The organism is Billgrantia sp. C5P2, from assembly GCF_051062895.2.
In genome coordinates, this window is the sequence record NZ_CM128542.1 from 3,577,350 (window position 1) to 3,594,188 (window position 16,839).

Below are 16,839 nucleotides of genomic sequence, written 5' to 3' on the forward strand. Positions count from 1 at the left end.
CGACATGAGCCCGGCCACCAGCCAGGCGGAACCGAGCCAGAGCTGCTACCACTGCGGTAGTCCGGTGCCTGCCCAGGCTCCCTGGTCGATCTCCCTGGACGAGTCGACCCACCCCCTGTGCTGTCCCGGCTGCGAAGCGGTGGCCCACGCCATCGTCGACGGCGGCCTGGCCAGCTACTACCGCTTTCGCACAGAGCTACCGGAACGCCCCGACGAGCGACAAGCGGTCAAGGCCGAGACCTGGGCGGTCTTCGACGACCCGGGTCTGCAGCGTCAGTTCGTCCATGCCGAGGGGGACGCCGGCCTGGTCCACGCGACGCTGGCGGTTGACGGCATCACCTGCGCCGCCTGCGCCTGGCTCATCGAGCATCGGCTCAATGCCCTGGAGGGCGTGACCTCCAGCGCGGTCAATCTCAGCCATCATCGCGTACGCGTGGCCTGGGATCCGGCGCGGCTCAAGCTGTCGCGACTCCTCGCCGAGATGGCGGCCATCGGCTACAGCGCCCAGCCCTATGAACCGGATGCCGCCCAGCAGCGGCTTCAGTTCGAGGAGCGCATGAACATCCGTCGCCTGATCGTGGCCGCGGTGGGCATGGCCCAGGTGATGATGTTCTCGATCCCCATCTACGTGGCCGGTCCCGGCGAGATCAGCGAGGACTTCTTCGCTCTCTTCCATTGGCTGTCGTTCGCCCTGGCCACGCCGGTGGTGTTCTTCTCGGCCGTGCCGTTCTTCCGCAACGCCGTGCGCGACCTGCGCGCGCGGGTGCTGGGCATGGACGTGCCGGTCTCGATCGCCATCGCCGGCGCCTATCTCGCCAGCGGCTATGCCGTGCTCTCGGGCAGCGGCGAGGTCTACTTCGACTCGGTGACGATGTTCACCTTCTTCCTGCTCTTCGGTCGCTACGTGGAAGCCCGCGCCCGGCGACGCAGCGGCCATACGGGCAACGCCCTGACCGGAGCCCTGCCGCTCTCGGCGACACGTCTGGAAGAGAACGGCGAAGAGCGCATCCTGCCCGCCAGCGAACTCGCTGCAGGCGACCGCGTGGTGATCAAACCCGGCCACGGCGTACCCGCCGACGGCGTGATCGAAGAGGGCGAGTCGAGCCTCGACGAATCGATGCTCACCGGTGAATACCTGCCCGTGACCCGCCGCGTCGGGGACCACGTCACGGGGGGCAGCCAGAACATCGAAAGCCCGCTGGTGGTGCGTGTCACCCATGCCGGCAAGGCAGCGCGGGTGGCCAGCATCGTCGACCTCACCGACCGCGCCTTCGCCAGCCGCCCGCGCCTGGCGCAAATGGCCGCCCGCATGTCTCACCTGTTCGTGCTGCGCCTGCTGCTGGTCACCGTCTGCGTAACCACCGCCTGGTGGTTCATCGACCCCAGTCGCATGCTGTGGGTCATGCTATCCGTGCTGGTAGTGACCTGCCCCTGCGCCCTGGCACTGGCCACGCCCACCGCGCTGACGGCGGGCCATGGCCAGCTGCGGCGCCGCGGCGTACTGATTACCCGTGCCGATGCCATCGAGTCGCTGTCCCAGGTCGACCGGGTGATCTTCGACAAGACCGGCACCCTGACCGGCGGCGAAATCCACCTGACCGATACCCGCCCGCTCGGCGGGCTTTCGACGGAGCGCGTCAGGGTAATCGGCGCCACGCTGGAAGCGCATTCGGAGCACCCCATTGCCCGCGCTTTCCGGCCTTGGCGCGATGCCATGCTGGAGGCAAGCGACAGGACGAGCCACACCGGCCGGGGCGTGGAAGGCGTGATCGACGGCAAGCGATGGCGCCTGGGCCGCCCCGACTTCGTTGCCCCCGGCCATGCCCTCGCCGCCCCGGGCGACGGCCAGTGGCTGCTGCTCGGCGAGGAGGGCGAGCCGCGTGCCTGGTTCGCCCTGCGCGACCGGCTGCGCGACGATGCCGCCGAGACCGTGGCGGCACTGAAGGCGCGCGGCATCCAGGTGGAGCTGCTCTCGGGCGATACCGTCGATGCCGCAGGTAGCCTGGCCGAGCAGTTGGGCATCGACACCTGGCATGCCGCTGTCAGCCCAGAGGGCAAGCTAGAACGCATCCGCGAGCGGCAGGCGGCCGGCGAGAAGGTGGCCATGATCGGCGACGGCATCAACGACGTACCGGTGCTTGCCGGCGCCGACGTGTCGATTGCCATGAACGGCGCCACCGACCTGGCCCGCACCAGCGCAGACGCGGTGTTGCTGAGCCCGCGTCTGATGCGTATCGTCGAGGCGATCGAGATCGCCCGTGCCACACGGCGTATCATGCGCCAGAACATGATCTGGTCGGTGTGCTACAACCTTTCGGCACTGCCGTTGGCCGCCATCGGCATCGTGCCGCCCTGGGTTGCGGCACTGGGCATGTCGGGAAGTTCGCTGGTGGTGGTGGGCAATGCGCTGCGGCTCAACCGCTTCCGCCTGCGTCCCAGCCCGACGCCGGGTCCCGATGCACAACTGGTGAATGCATGACCATCCTCTACCTGCTCATCCCGCTCTCGCTGATCCTGCTCGGCCTGGCCGTGTGGGCCTTCTTCTGGGCGGTCAAGAACGACCAGTTCGAGGACCTCGAGGGCCCCGCCCATCGTATCCTGTTCGATGAGGACGAGAACGACCTGACGCCGGCGGAACGCGATAAGCGGCGACAGGCCACCCAGCGCCACCAGGCCGACGCAGACGACGACGGCTCGGCGGAGCGCTGATGGACCCCACTGGACTCGGCCTGCCGCCACTCCTGGCGGCCTTCGTCTTCGGCCTGCTTGGCGGCGCGCACTGCATCGGCATGTGCGGCGGCATCATGAGCGCGCTGACCTTCGCCGTGCCACCCAGCATGCGCAGTCCCACCAGGCTTTCCGGGCTGCTGCTCGGCTACAACCTCGGTCGTATCGCGAGCTACATGGCCGCCGGAGCGCTGGTGGCCTCGCTCGGCACCCTGGTGGCACTGTCTTCGAGTGCGCGAATCGGGCTGCAGCTGTTCGCGGCCGTCATGCTGATCCTGATGGCGCTCTACATCGCCAATTGGTGGAAAGGCCTGCTGCGGGTGGAAGCCGTGGGGAGGCACCTGTGGCGCTACCTGGAGCCCATCGGCAAGCGGCTGATGCCGGTGGTGAAGATTCCCCAGGCCATCGGCCTCGGCGCGGTATGGGGCTGGCTGCCCTGCGGACTGGTCTACTCGATGCTGGCCTGGAGCCTGGCCACCGCGGATCCACTGCGTGGCGCGGCGCTGATGGGCGCTTTCGGGCTCGGCACCCTGCCCGCGCTGCTGGTCACCGGCTTCGCCGCCCGCCAGTTGGGTGCGCTGATCCGTCACCCGGCGACCCGCACCATCGCCGCGCTCACCATCATCGCCTTCGCTCTGTGGCAGGTGGTTGCCCTGCTGCCGCATGCTGCGTTGGGTCATTGAGCAACTGACCGGCACATGACTTTCACTTCGTTTGACGCAGCTCAATCCACCTTGGCCAGCGTCCCGCTAAATTGTGTCAATGTTAGCCTTTCGGAGTGCCATCATGTCCGTTCCCGCGATGTCAGTGCATCGAGAGATGGCCGATCCTTTCCCCTGGGACGAGGCACTGCTACGGCGCTACGATACCCATGGACCGCGCTACACCTCCTACCCCACCGCCAATTCGTTCAGTAACGATTTCGACGCGCTGGCCTACCAGGACGCCCTCGCTCGCAGCAACGCCGGCGGCAGGCCACTGTCGCTCTACGTGCACATTCCCTTCTGTCGCAAGGGCTGCCACTACTGCGCCTGCCACAAGATCGCGACCAAGGCCACCCGCGTTGCGGAGCCCTACCTGTCGCGCCTCGACCGCGAGATGGTACTGATCAAGCCCCACCTGGATACGCGGCGGGAGGTGGCCCAACTGCACTGGGGTGGGGGTACACCGACCTTTCTCAGCCTCGATCAGATGAGCGACCTGATCGACCGCCTCGATGCCCGCTTCGGTCTTTCCAGTGCCCGTGAGCGTGACTATGCCATCGAGATCGACCCGCGCGAGGCCGACGTCTTCACCCTGCGCCACCTGCAGGCACTGGGCTTCAATCGTCTGAGCCTCGGCGTCCAGGATCTCGACCCCAGGGTGCAGCGCGCCGTGAATCGGGTCCAGCCCCGCATCCTTACCGAGGTGCTGCTCGACGAGGCCGACCGCCTCGGTTTTCGTTCGCTCAACCTCGACCTGATTTACGGCCTGCCTCTCCAGACCCGCGACAGCTTTGCCGCCACCCTGGAACAGGTCATCGCCATGGCGCCGGCGCGCCTTTCGGTCTACAACTATGCCCACATGCCCCAGCGTTTCGCGGCCCAGCGCCGTATTCGCGCCGAAGACCTGCCCGGGCCCGAGGAGAAGCTGGCGATATTGCGCACCACCATCGCCATGCTGACCGAGGCAGGCTACGTGCACATCGGCATGGATCACTTCGCCCGAACCAGCGACAGCCTGGCCATCGCCCAGCGCAACGGTACCCTGCAGCGCAATTTCCAGGGCTACTCGAGCCATGCCCAGTGCGACCTGGTGGGGCTCGGCGTCTCGGCCATCTCCTGCGTCGATGACGTCTACGCCCAGAACCATACCCGCCTTGCCGACTACGAGGCCGCCCTCGACGGCAGCCAACTGCCCACGGCAAGGGGCATCCGGCTGACCTTCGATGACCGAGTCAGGCGGCATGCCATCGAGCGCCTGATGTGCGACATGACGCTGGATCTGGACGAGCTGAGTGAAACCTTCGGCATCGATGCCCCTCGCTATCTGACGGAGGCCCTGTCCCGACTGGAGCTCCCCCAGCGTGACGGGCTGGTGACCGTGGAAGGCCATCGGGTGGTCGCCACACCGATCGGGAGGTTGCTGATCCGGCACCTCGCCATGGCCTTCGATGCCCGGCTGCCGCCAAGGCTCGACACCCAGTTCTCGCGTATCGTCTAGATACGCGGAGTGTGCCGGCCGGGCCTAATCTTATTGCGGCCAAAGGTCGCAAGGGGCATTTCACCTGCTTCATTAATGTTCCATAATGCCTCCATGACGATGATCAAGGAGGTGGAGCATGCCGGTCAACGCGGCCAATGCGCTCGGCAAGCGGCGCTCACTGCTGCATGAAACCCGCTGTCAGAACTGCAGCTTGAGTTCGCTGTGCCTGCCGCTCGCTCTGGAACTCGAGGACATGGAGCAGTTCGATGCGATCATCAAGCGCCGCTCTCCATTGAAGAAGGGCGAGTCGTTGTTCCGCCAGGGTAGTGGTTTCAGCAGCGTTTTTGCCGTGCGCTCCGGCAGTCTCAAGCAGGTTACCACCGAGGGTTCGGGTGACGATCAGGTCACCAATTTCTACTTGCCCAGTGAGCTGGTCGGCCTCGACGGCATCGACGAGCAGATCTATCCCGGCAGCGTGATCGCGCTGGAAACCACCACCGTGTGCGAGATCCCCTTCGACCGGCTTGATTCACTCTCCGAGCAATTACCCGAGCTGCGCGGTCAGCTCTACCGCAGCATGAGCAAGGAACTGCGCGACGACCGCAAGATGATGCGCCTGCTGTCGCGCAAGACCGCCGATCAGCGCCTGGCCAGCTTCTTCTCCAGCCTCTCGGACCGCTTCCGTCGCCGCGGCTATTCGCCCTACAGCTTCCGCCTCTCCATGTCGCGGGCCGACATCGGCAACTACCTGGGTCTGGCGGTGGAAACGGTCAGCCGTATTCTGGGGCGCTTCCAACAGCAGGGGCTGGTCGAGGTCTCCGGTCGCGAGGTGAATATCCTCAATCTGGAAGCCCTGGTGGCCCAGGCGCAGGACGAACACTGAGCCCATAACCGCCCCGAACGAAGAGACCCGCCCGGCAATGCCGGGCGGGTCTCTCTTTGGGCAGGACGAACCGGCCGATCAGTTGCTGCGCGATAGATCCAGCGCGTCGATCCGGCGCTCGCGCAACCGGGCCTGCTTGGTCTCGAGCCCTTCGAAGTCGAACAGCTCGCGGTCGGCCAACTGAGAGGGCGCCACGTTGGTCACCGCCTTGAACATGGATTCGATGCGCCCGGGGTGCTTACGCTCCCACTCGGCCAGCATCTCCTTGACCACCTGGCGCTGCAGGTTGGGCTGGGAACCGCACAGATTGCAGGGGATGATGGGGAAGTCCATCAACCGGGCGAATTCGGCGATATCCGCCTCGCGGCAGTAGGCCAGGGGGCGGATGACGATGTTCTTGCCGTCGTCGGAGAGCAGCTTGGGAGGCATCGCCTTGAGAGAGCCACCGTAGAACATATTGAGGAACAGTGTCTCCAGGATGTCCTCGCGATGGTGCCCCAGTGCCACCTTGGTCGCGCCGATCTCCTCGGCGAAGCCATAGAGGGAGCCGCGACGCAGCCGTGAGCAGAGCGCGCAGGTGGTCTTGCCCTCCGGCGTCTTCTCCTTCACCACCGAATAGGTATCGCGCTCGAGGATGTAGTACTCGACGCCAACGGAATCGAGATACTCGGGCAGTACATGCTCGGGGTAACCCGGCTGCTTCTGGTCGAGATTGACCGCCACCAGCGAGAAGTTCACCGGCGCATTGCGCTGCAGGTTGCGCAGGATCTCGAGCATGGTGTAGCTGTCCTTGCCGCCCGACAGGCAGACCATGACCCGGTCGCCTTCGTGGATCATCCCATAGTCGATGATGGCGTTGCCCACCTGGCGGCGCAGGCGCTTCTGCAGCTTGTTGAATTCACGCCGGGCTCTGGCATCGAGTGCGTCCAGCGGCGAGGGCTCCTCGCTCTGATTGCCCGGCGCCTGGCAAGCATCGGGGCCGGCGGCAACAAGGGGATCGAAAATCATGGCGTCTTGCATGGTCACGGGCTGCCAAGGCATGGTGGATGACGGGGGCCATCCTACCATTGCCTCTGCCCCGAGGCGACGCCACGGCGACGATTCACCGCGTCAGGCCTCGCGGCGGTCCTGCATCCCGGCCCGCTCCACGCGCAGGTACATCAATGCCGTGGTCACGGCGTCGCCGAGGGCGGTATTGCGCCCCATGACCGGCACACCCAAGGCCTCCGCCACCGCCTCGAAACGCTGCGCGCGCGGTTCGGGTTCCATGACACTGCGACGCTGCTGCCGGTGGTACAGCTGCGCCACATCGATGCCGCTGTTGGGAAGGTCGAAGCCGAAGCGCGGACGAATCTGGCGATTGAGAATGGCCAGGTCGAAGTCGAGCCGCCAGCCCAGCAGTGGCCGGTTGCCGATGAAATCGAGCAGCGTCACCAGCGCCTCGTCCAGGCTGATGCCGTCATCCAGATCGATACCACGCAGGCCATGCACGCGGATCGAATCGCCAGTCAGCGTGGCGGGGCGCTTCAGGCGCAGGTCCAGCGATTCACTGGTCAACACCCTGTCACCGCGCACCTTGACCGCGCCGATGGATACGGGCTCGGCGGTACGGGTATCGACACCGGTGGTTTCGCAGTCGATGGCCACCAGCTCATCCCCGGTGTAGGGGCGGAATAACCAGCCATACTCGCCGCCGGCATGCCGCCGACGGTCGTTGGCCCGGCGCAGAGCGCGAAACATACCGTTCCTCCTTGGTTCTTGTCTGCCTCTCGCGGCTCTCGACCTCAGGAATATTCGAGGTGATAACGCTGCGACAGGCTCTGCTTGAAGTCCTTGACGATGTGTAGTGCCTCACGCAGCAGGTCACGCTCGAGCGACGACAGCTGCTGAACCACGACACGGTCGGGGCTCTTGCTGACGATATCGCCGTCCAGGCGCTCCAGTTGCTGCTTCAGGCGCAGTTCGGTGAACAACGACAGCGCCTCGGCCAGATTCTCGGCGACTCGCGCTTCCAGCCTTCCATCCGCTGACAGGGCCTCGAGCCGTTCCAATGTCGACGTGGGCTTGATTCCTCGCTCCAGCGCCATGGTGCGCACCCCGTGCACGATGGGAAAGATTCCTCCCTTCTTGATATCGATACCGTGCTGGGGCTTCTTCAGCGAGCCGAACAGGGTCAACGGCGTGGAGAAACGCAGCGCCGTACGGGCGAAATAGGAGAGCAGTATCTCGTCTCGCGAACACTGCTCGAAGAGCGACTGGCGCACTCGGTCGAGCAGCGCGGGATTGCCTGCCACCGCATGAGAGTCGAGCATGATGGCAAGCTTCATCAGGCTGTCGCCATCGCGTTTCTCGGCCCAGCGGGCGATGCGCTCGCGCCACTGGGAAACGGACCCCACCCATTCGGGGTTGCTTACCATGATGTTGCCGGGGCAGGGCGGGTAACCCAATTCGATCAACGTTTCGGTGAGACGCTGCATCTGCGCCCCCACATCGGGCCATTCGAGCCCGTCGGCGAGTATGAGACCGTTGTCCTGATCGGTCTTGAGGATCTGCTCGCCTCGCCCTTCGCTACCCATCACCATCAGGCAGCTCTCAGCGTGGTAGCGCTCATCGATCAGGAAGCTCCAGGCCTTTGACATGATGCGCCCGTTGAGTGCCGCCAGCAGGCCCATGGCGAAACGCAACTTGACGCCTTGGGCCATCAGCGCCTTGACCAACTCGGGTGTGCGGCGGCTGGCACGAAACAGGTCCTCGAGACTATCCGCCTGCTCAACCTGCAGGCTGACGACATAGCTGCGGCTGGAGAAGTAGCTGAGCACGTCAGTGAGCTCCACCACGCCGATCGGCGGGGCTCGCTCCTCCCCCCGTTCCAGCACCACGACCCGCTCCACCTTATGGCGAGTCATCATCACCAGCACTTCGAACAGATACTGGTCGGGGCGCACCGTGACCAGTTCGAAGTGCGCGATATCCTGCAGCGGACTCCCCTTTTCTCTTCCCTGGAGCACCAGCGCTTCGAGCAGGTCGGTCTTGGTGACCATGCCCACTCCCCCGCTACTCTCCACCAGCAGACTGTCGGCATGGCTCTCGTGCAGCCTGGCCACCGCTTCGGCAATGGTCGTATCCGCCCCCATGCACAGCGGCGGTCGCATACACTCGCTGACCTTGGCCAGCATGAAGCCAGCCATGGTCACGCCACCCTCGGCACGCTGCTCGGTCAACAGTCGCGCCTTGTGCGCCAGGGTCTGGCGGAAGAACTCGGCAAAGGCGGGATAGTCGTCGCACAACTGCAGGAACAGAGCTTTCGGCATCAGATAGCAGAGGCACTCCTGCTCGGCGCGGAAGCGATAGCGACTCTTGCCGTTGAGGATGCTGATGGCACCGAACAGGTCGCCTGCCGTGTAATGACCGATTCGCTCGCGCGCCCCCGGCTGGGTGGTATCCAGCTCGGCCACCTCGCCCTTGTGGATGAGGAAGACATATTCGCCGGGCTGGCCGGTCTCCAGGATGATCTCGTCGCGGTCGAAGTAGGCCAGGTCGATGCCGTTGCGGACGCGCTCCCGCCCCTCTTCATTCAGAAAGGTGAACGGGGGTTGGGAGAGATCGACATCGACCATGTTATAGCCCTCGTTGTGCAATCGTCGTCGCCGTCAGCACCCGAACGAGTCCGAAAGGAGGCTTGGCGAGCAGATCACAGTCAAGGGAAGACCCATTGCCTGAGCCATGCGCGTCCCTGTCGCTTGAAACAATAAAGAAACAATCCCGCTCTATTCGATACCGCTCGCATCGAGCTGGACTTCTTGGCGCAGAATAGCAGCCCCGACTTTCAGGACATAACCTAGACCAACGTCAAAGGGAACAATATTCGAGCGTTTTGAATCGGCACTAGACAATGGTCTTACAGGATAGCGGCATAGACAAAGGTCCAATGCTAGACAATCGTCTATCCGCATAGACGCCTTTATTTCCCCACCCAAGAAAAGAGAATCACAACCAATTGAAATACAAAGAAAAATAAAAGAATAAGATCATCATAGTTTGCTCATGATACCAAAGTCTGGGATTTTATTTTCCTGATTTATTGACCACTATTGCCGTGAGTCATTGGGGGAAACGCGCCTTCATAACGCGGCTCGATGATCGGTAACAAGACGTGGTGGGAAGTGCGGCTCGGCCGCAGGGAGCATGGGATAATCAGGCGCTGGCCAGCGTCAACGTCTTTACCACTCGACTCGCTTAGTGCGAACCCCCTGGTGAAGCTTGGCAACTCTCTTGGCGACTTCCCAACCTTAACAACAAGTGGAGAGCATCACTATGGCAGATGATAAAACCAATGCTGCTGCATACTGGAAGGCGAACGTACGCCTGATAACCGGGTGCCTGATCGTCTGGGCATTCGTCTCCTATGGCTGCGCCATTCTGTTTCGTCCCCTTCTTTCCGGCATCCCGGTCGGTGGTACCGATCTCGGGTTCTGGTTCGCTCAGCAGGGATCCATCCTGACCTTCATTGGCCTGATCTTCTTCTATGCCTGGAAGATGAATCGGCTCGACCAGAAGTTCGGCCTCGGGGAGTAAGTCAGCATGAGTCAGTTTGCCATCAACCTTCTTTTCGTGGGCGGCTCCTTCGCCCTCTATATCGGCATCGCCATCTGGGCGCGTGCCGGTTCGACCAAGGACTTCTACGTCGCCGGTGGTGGCGTACATCCCATCACCAATGGCATGGCCACTGCGGCCGACTGGATGTCCGCGGCTTCCTTCATCTCCATGGCGGGCCTGCTGGCTTCCGGCGGCTATGCCAACTCCACGTTCCTGATGGGCTGGACCGGCGGCTACGTGATCCTGGCCATGCTGCTGGCACCCTACCTGCGCAAGTTCGGCAAGTTCACCGTGCCCGACTTCATCGGCGACCGGTTCTATAGCAGCACGGCGCGCATTGTTGCCGTCATCTGTCTGATCGTCGCCTCGGTGACTTACGTCATCGGCCAGATGACCGGCGCCGGCGTAGCCTTCTCGCGCTTCCTCGAGGTGCCCAGCAGTGTAGGCATCTGGATCGCCGCGGCCATCGTCTTCCTGTATGCGGTATTCGGCGGCATGAAGGGTATCACCTACACCCAGGTGGCCCAGTACATCGTGCTGATCATCGCCTACACGATCCCCGCAGTCTTCATCGCCATGCAGTTGACCGGCAACCCGATCCCGATGTTCGGCATGTTCAGCACCCACACCGAGTCCGGCGTGCCGCTGCTGACCAAGCTCGACGAAGTGGTCAATGCGCTGGGCTTCCGCGACTACACTGCCGACGTCGACAACAAGCTCAACATGGTGCTGTTCACCCTTTCGCTTATGATCGGTACCGCCGGTCTGCCCCACGTCATCATTCGCTTCTTCACCGTGCCGAAGGTCGCCGACGCACGCTGGTCCGCAGGCTGGGCCCTGGTGTTCATCGCCCTGCTCTACCTGACCGCTCCTGCCGTGGGTTCCATGGCGCGCCTCAACCTGGCAACCACCATCTTCCCCGAAATGGCCGGCCAGGTGGAGGATTATGAAGCGGCGGCCGAGGGCGCACTGGTCTACGAAGAGCGGCCGCAGTGGATCCGCACCTGGGAGGAGACAGGACTGCTCTCCTTCACTGATCGCAACGACGACGGGCGCATCCAGCTGTACAACGATGCCAACCCGGACTTCGCACCGATTGCCGAGCAGCGCGGCTGGGAAGGCAACGAGCTGACCGTCAACAATGACATCCTGGTGCTGGCCAATCCGGAAATCGCCAACCTGCCGGGTTGGGTCGTGGGCCTGATCGCAGCGGGCGGTATCGCGGCGGCACTCTCCACCGCGGCGGGTCTGCTGCTGGCGATCTCCTCGGCCATCAGCCATGACCTGATCAAGAACACCATCAACCCCAAGATCACCGAGAAGGGCGAGATGCTGGCGGCGCGTATCTCCATGGCCGGCGCCATCCTGCTGGCGACCTACCTGGGCCTCAACCCGCCAGGGTTCGCCGCTCAGACCGTGGCACTGGCCTTCGGTATCGCCGCCGCTTCACTGTTCCCGGTGCTGATGATGGGCATCTTCTCCACTCGGATGAACAGCAAGGGCGCCGTTTGCGGCATGCTGGCCGGCCTGATTGCCACCCTGCTGTACATCTTCACCTACCTGGGCTGGTTCTTCATTCCCGGCACCAACATGCTGGAGAACACGCAGGCCAACTGGATTCTTGGCATCTCGCCGCTCTCCTTCGGTGCCGTGGGCGCGATGATCAACTTCATCGTTGCCTACGCGGTCTCCACCGTTACCGAGGAGCCGCCGCAGGAAATCCAGGACCTGGTGCAGAGCGTGCGTTATCCGAAAGGCGCTGGCGCCGCACTCGACCACTAAGCCATAATGACCCCGGCCCGCAGCGGGCCGGGAACCAGTCCCAATCGGGCTTCCCTTCGGGAAGCCCGATTGCTTTGAGAAGGTAGCGTTATGATATGGCACTTGATTGCGGCGATCTTCGCCGGCCTGGGTGCTGCGGGCATCGGTTTGATACTGCGCCTGGCCAGCGCCAAGCGGTTGCCGAAATGGATCATTCCGGTCTGCGCCGGACTGGGCATGCTGGGCTACCAGATCCACTACGAATACTCCTGGTTCGACCACAAGCGCAGCCAACTGCCCGCCACGACCCGCGTGGTGGATACCAAGCAGGACAGCATGCCGTGGCGCCCCTGGACCTATTTCTACCCGATGACGGTGAGCTTCAGCGTCGTCGACCAAGGCAGCATGGTGCCCCGTCAGGCGGACGATCAGCAACTGGTCGAGTTCATCCTATACCGCTTCGAGAAGGAGTATGTGGATCAGCTCCACCACCAGCCGTACCTGTTGAACTGCTCCTCGGCCGAGCTGGTGCCCCTCGCCGAGGACAGCCGCCAACCACGCGTCGACGCCCTGCGCACGCTGGACGAAGAATCGAGCCTCTACCAGGCGGTTTGCTCGACCGTATGAGTCTCGGCGCTTCGCCGACACCACCCCTCGGCCCGAGTGTTCTCGGGCCGATAACCCTTTAGAATGGTCGGCACTTGCCGGGGGGAGGAATCATGTTTGCCGGTTGGCTGCTGATCGCCGTTTCACTTCTCTACATCGCCATCCTGTTCGGCATCGCCTGGCTGGGCGATCGCAACGCGCGTCGGCGTGGCGCCAGCCGCCAGCGTCCGGTCATCTACATCCTGGCACTGGCCATCTACTGCACCTCGTGGAGCTTTTACGGCGCAGTCGGTCAGGCGGCGACTGCCGGCTGGTCATTCGCCAGTATCTATGTCGGGCCGATCCTGACCTTCCTGCTGTTCTGGCCGATACTCGCCAAGATGATCCGCGTGGCCAAGCGGCAGAACATCACCTCCATCGCCGACTTCATCGCCTCGCGCTATGGCAAGGCGCAATCGCTGGCGGCCTTCGCCAGCCTGGTCGCACTGATCGGCACGCTGCCCTACATTGCCCTGCAGTTGAAGGCCGTGTCGACTTCGTTCGCCGTGCTGACGGACGCGGCCGACATCACCCATACCCCGCTCTTCGCCGATACGGCCTTCTTCGTCGCCATCGTGATGGCCGCCTTCGCCATTCTTTTCGGCACGCGCCACACCGATGCCACCGAGCATCATGAGGGGCTGATCCATGCCGTCGCCTTCGAGTCGATGGTCAAGTTGCTGGCCTTCCTGATCCTTGGCGCCTACGTCACCTGGGGCATGTTCGATGGACTCGGTGAGCTGATGGCACTGGCCGACAGCCAGATGGAGCTTCAGCGTCAGCTCGCCGACCAGGATTTCGGCCGCGGCTTCTGGGCCCAGACGCTGCTGGCGATGCTGGCGATCTTCTGTCTGCCGCGCCAGTTCCACGTTGCCGTAGTGGAGAACACCCACCCCAATGATGCCTCCAAGGCGCGCTGGTTGTTTCCGCTCTACCTGGTGGCGTTCGCCTTCTTCATCCTGCCCATCGCAGCCGCCGGCCTGGCGCTGTTCCCCGATGGCTCGGTGGAGCCCGACACCTTCGTGCTGGCGCTGCCGATGGCCGCCGGTCAGCAGTGGCTGACCCTGCTCACCTACATCGGCGGTTTCTCCGCGGCGACCGGCATGGTCATCGTGGCCACCGTCGCGGTATCGATCATGATCTCCAACGAGATCGTCATCCCGCTGCTGTTCCGCCTGCGCTGGCTGGATGCCCGGCCGCGCGACTACGGTCGCCTGGTACTCCAGGCCCGGCGTATCACCATCGGGGTGATCCTGGCGCTGGCCTACGGCTTCTATCACCTGATCGCTGAGTTCACCTCACTGGCGTCGATCGGCATGCTCTCCTTTGCCGCAGCGGCCCAGTTCGCGCCAGCCCTGCTCGGCGGGCTCTACTGGAAGCGTGGCAACCGGCTCGGGGTAATAGTGGGCATGAACGCCGGATTCGCCATCTGGGCCTACAGCCTGCTGATGCCGGGGATGATCCAGGCCGGTGTGCTGCCAGCCGACTGGCTCACCGGGGGCCCTTTCGGCCACCCCTGGCTGACGCCCACCGCGCTGTTCGGGCTCAACTTCGGCGACTCCTTCACCCATGGCGTGATGCTCTCGCTCGGGGTCAACCTGTTCTGCTACATCTTCGTTTCCCAGGTCACCTCGCAGCGGGTGGTCGAGCGCATCCAGGCCTCGCTGTTCGTCGACAGCGTCGAAACCCGCCAGACCTCGGTCAATCGCCCCTGGACCGGCGCCACCACCGTCGGCGACCTCAAGGTGTTGTGCGAGCGCTTCCTCGGTGCCGGCCAGGTGGCCCGCGCCTTCGACGACTACGCGCGGCGTACCGGCAAGCCGCTGGAAGACGGCAACCGCGCATCCATCGACGTGATCCAGTTCACCGAACGCTTCCTGGCCTCGGTACTTGGGGCCTCCTCGGCGCGCATCGTGGTCAACTCGGCGCTGCAGGGGCGCGGCATCGGCATCTCCGACGTGATCTCCATCGTCGACGAAGCCTCTCAGGTGCTCGAATTCAACCGCGCCCTGCTACAGGCCACCATCGAGAACATCAACCAGGGCATCAGCGTGGTCGACCAGAACATGCGCCTGGTGGTATGGAACCAGCGCTATCTGGAGCTGTTCCGCTTCCCCGATCACCTGATCCGGGTCGGCGCGCCAATGGACAAGATCTTCCGCTACAACGCGCATAACGGCGAATACGGGCCCGGCGACCCCGAGGAACACGTACAGCTGCTGATCGACAACATTCGCGAGGGCCAGCCCCACCGCTACGTACGCTACCGTCAGGATGGCAGCGTGCTTGAGGTACAAGGCAACCCAATGCCGGGCGGCGGCTTCGTCTATACCTACCAGGACATCACTCAGCAGAAGCGCATCGAGGAAGCGCTGATACGCTCCGAGAACAACATCCGCATCTACACCGACAACGTGCCGGCCCTGATCGCCTACTTCGACAAGGATTGCCGCTACCTCTTCACCAACCGCGCCTATGAGCAGGCCTTCGGTATCGACCGCAACGAAGTCATCGGCAAGCACGTCAATTCCGTCATCAGCGACGAGATGGCGCTCGAGCGCGAGCCCTGGATTCATCGAGCGCTGGCCGGTGAGCGGGTCAACTTCGAGGTATCGCTGCGCCTTGGCAACGACCTGCGCTACATGCTGGTGACCTATACCCCGCACTTCGGCGACAGCGGCACGATTCTCGGCTTCTTCGCCCTCTACCAGGACATCACCGAGCGGCGCCTGGCCGAGATCGCCCTGAAGGAAACCAACGAGACCCTGGAAGAGCGAGTGCGCGAGCGTACCCAGGCGCTGTCGGAAGCCAATACCGCGCTGCGCCAGGAAAACCGCGTGCGAGCCGAGGCCGAGCAGGCCCTGCGCCAGGCCAAGCAGGTGGCCGAGGATGCCAACGCCTCCAAAACCCGTTTCCTTGCGGCCGCCAGCCACGACTTGCTGCAGCCGCTGAATGCGGCGCGCCTGTTCACCTCGGCATTGTCCCAGGAGATGGACGCCGAAGACATGAAGCGCACCATCGGCCATATCGACAACTCGCTGCAGGCCGCCGAGGAGCTGCTCGGCACCCTGCTCGACATCTCCAAGCTCGATGCCGGTGCCCTCACCCCGCGACGCAGCCATTTCGCGCTGGCCGATATTTTCCAGCCCCTGCGCGCCGAGTTCGAGGTGATGGCAGAGGATCGCGGTCTCGACCTGGTGGTGGTCCCGACCCGTCAATGGGTCGACAGTGATCCGCAGATGCTGCGCCGGATCATCCAGAACTTCCTGTCGAATGCGCTGCGCTATACCCAGGAGGGTCGAGTGCTGCTGGGCTGCCGGCGCCGCGGGTCACGCTTGACCATCGAGGTTTGGGACTCGGGGCCGGGCATCCCTGAATCCAAGCAGGCGGAGATCTTCCAGGAGTTTCGTCGCCTGGACCAGGCCACACGGCATAAGGAGAGCGAGAAGGGTCTGGGCCTGGGACTGTCGATCGCCGACCGCATGAGCCGCGTACTCGATCATCCGATCAAGGTCTTCTCCCGGGAGAGAATCGGCACCATGTTCTCTGTCAGCGTACCGGTGGTGGCCGCGCGCAGCGAGGCCGAACGTGCCGAGGAGGCCGCCTCGCCGCGGCGCGTGGGCAACAAGTTGGTGGGGACCCGCATTCTGTGCATCGACAACGAGACGCTGATCCTGGAAGGCATGAAAGCGATGCTCTCGGGCTGGGGCTGCGAGGTTTACACCGCCACCACTATCGGCGGTGCCAAGTCCGTGTTGCGCAACCTCGACGGCGAGCCGGATGCGATTCTCGCCGACTACCACCTCGACAATGAAGTGACCGGCCTGATGGCCCTGGAGGCTCTCAGCGAGCGGTTGCAGGGCGCGGTGCCTGGCATCGTGATCACCGCGGACCGCACAGAGGAGGTGGCTGAGGAGATCCGCCGCAGCGGCTATCACCTGCTACAGAAGCCGGTGCGCCCCGCCGCCCTGCGCGCGCTGCTGACCCGCACGCTGCAGGCCAGTCGGGCGCCTAGCGCCTAGCGCCTAACGAGCATCGAGCAA

The 16,839-nt window shown here is 63.9% G+C and carries 12 protein-coding genes; 9 read left to right on the top strand and 3 right to left on the bottom strand.

Translation table 11 applies throughout. The features are described from left to right. Positions 1–4: 4 nt before the first annotated feature. The 5 genes from ACRWQA_RS16505 to fnr all read left to right on the top strand — a co-directional run bounded on the left by ACRWQA_RS16505 (position 5) and on the right by fnr (position 5,794). Positions 5–2,479 (top strand): heavy metal translocating P-type ATPase, encoded by a 2,475-nt coding sequence (locus ACRWQA_RS16505; protein ID WP_434229324.1) that lies wholly within the window; start codon positions 5–7, stop codon positions 2,477–2,479. Continuing rightward, a complete protein-coding gene (gene ccoS, locus ACRWQA_RS16510) occupies positions 2,476–2,709 on the top strand; it encodes a cbb3-type cytochrome oxidase assembly protein CcoS (protein ID WP_263582846.1) in 234 nt (77 codons plus the stop codon). The genes ACRWQA_RS16505 and ccoS overlap by 4 nt, the downstream gene beginning before the upstream one ends. Next, entirely contained in the window at positions 2,709–3,410 is a 702-nt protein-coding gene (locus ACRWQA_RS16515) for a sulfite exporter TauE/SafE family protein (RefSeq protein WP_263582845.1), read from the top strand. Before ccoS ends, ACRWQA_RS16515 begins: the two co-directional genes overlap by 1 nt. Before the next feature lie 103 nt (positions 3,411–3,513). Then, on the top strand, positions 3,514–4,929 hold the full coding sequence (gene hemN, locus ACRWQA_RS16520) for an oxygen-independent coproporphyrinogen III oxidase (RefSeq protein WP_434229284.1): 1,416 nt from the start codon (positions 3,514–3,516) through the stop codon (positions 4,927–4,929). A gap of 118 nt (positions 4,930–5,047) precedes the next feature. Beyond that, positions 5,048–5,794: a fumarate/nitrate reduction transcriptional regulator Fnr gene (fnr, locus tag ACRWQA_RS16525; protein ID WP_263582843.1), complete on the top strand. Its 747-nt coding sequence runs from the start codon at positions 5,048–5,050 to the stop codon at positions 5,792–5,794. 78 nt (positions 5,795–5,872) lie between these two features. Here the strand turns inward: fnr and ttcA are convergent, their stop codons facing one another. The 3 genes from ttcA to ACRWQA_RS16540 form a co-directional block, all read right to left on the bottom strand. Next, the gene (gene ttcA, locus ACRWQA_RS16530; RefSeq protein ID WP_434229285.1) at positions 5,873–6,814 is read right to left on the bottom strand and encodes a tRNA 2-thiocytidine(32) synthetase TtcA; all 942 of its coding nucleotides are present in this window, start codon (positions 6,812–6,814) and stop codon (positions 5,873–5,875) included. Between the two features lie 90 nt (positions 6,815–6,904). Then, positions 6,905–7,534 (bottom strand): 3'-5' exonuclease, encoded by a 630-nt coding sequence (locus ACRWQA_RS16535; RefSeq protein ID WP_434229286.1) that lies wholly within the window; start codon positions 7,532–7,534, stop codon positions 6,905–6,907. A gap of 44 nt (positions 7,535–7,578) precedes the next feature. Further along, positions 7,579–9,411, bottom strand: a complete 1,833-nt coding sequence (locus ACRWQA_RS16540) for a DUF294 nucleotidyltransferase-like domain-containing protein (RefSeq protein WP_434229287.1) — start codon at positions 9,409–9,411, stop codon at positions 7,579–7,581. Between the two features lie 697 nt (positions 9,412–10,108). Here ACRWQA_RS16540 and ACRWQA_RS16545 point away from each other — a divergent pair. The 4 genes from ACRWQA_RS16545 to ACRWQA_RS16560 all read left to right on the top strand — a co-directional run bounded on the left by ACRWQA_RS16545 (position 10,109) and on the right by ACRWQA_RS16560 (position 16,818). Beyond that, positions 10,109–10,369: a DUF4212 domain-containing protein gene (locus tag ACRWQA_RS16545; RefSeq protein ID WP_263582839.1), complete on the top strand. Its 261-nt coding sequence runs from the start codon at positions 10,109–10,111 to the stop codon at positions 10,367–10,369. Positions 10,370–10,375: 6 nt separating this feature from the next. Next, positions 10,376–12,172, top strand: a complete 1,797-nt coding sequence (locus ACRWQA_RS16550; RefSeq protein ID WP_434229288.1) for a sodium:solute symporter family protein — start codon at positions 10,376–10,378, stop codon at positions 12,170–12,172. Between the two features lie 90 nt (positions 12,173–12,262). Next, positions 12,263–12,778 carry a hypothetical protein gene (locus tag ACRWQA_RS16555; protein WP_434229289.1) on the top strand — a complete coding sequence of 172 codons (516 nt, stop codon included), beginning with the start codon at positions 12,263–12,265 and terminating at the stop codon, positions 12,776–12,778. 92 nt (positions 12,779–12,870) lie between these two features. Next, on the top strand, positions 12,871–16,818 hold the full coding sequence (locus tag ACRWQA_RS16560; protein ID WP_263582836.1) for a hybrid sensor histidine kinase/response regulator: 3,948 nt from the start codon (positions 12,871–12,873) through the stop codon (positions 16,816–16,818). Positions 16,819–16,839 lie beyond the last annotated feature (21 nt).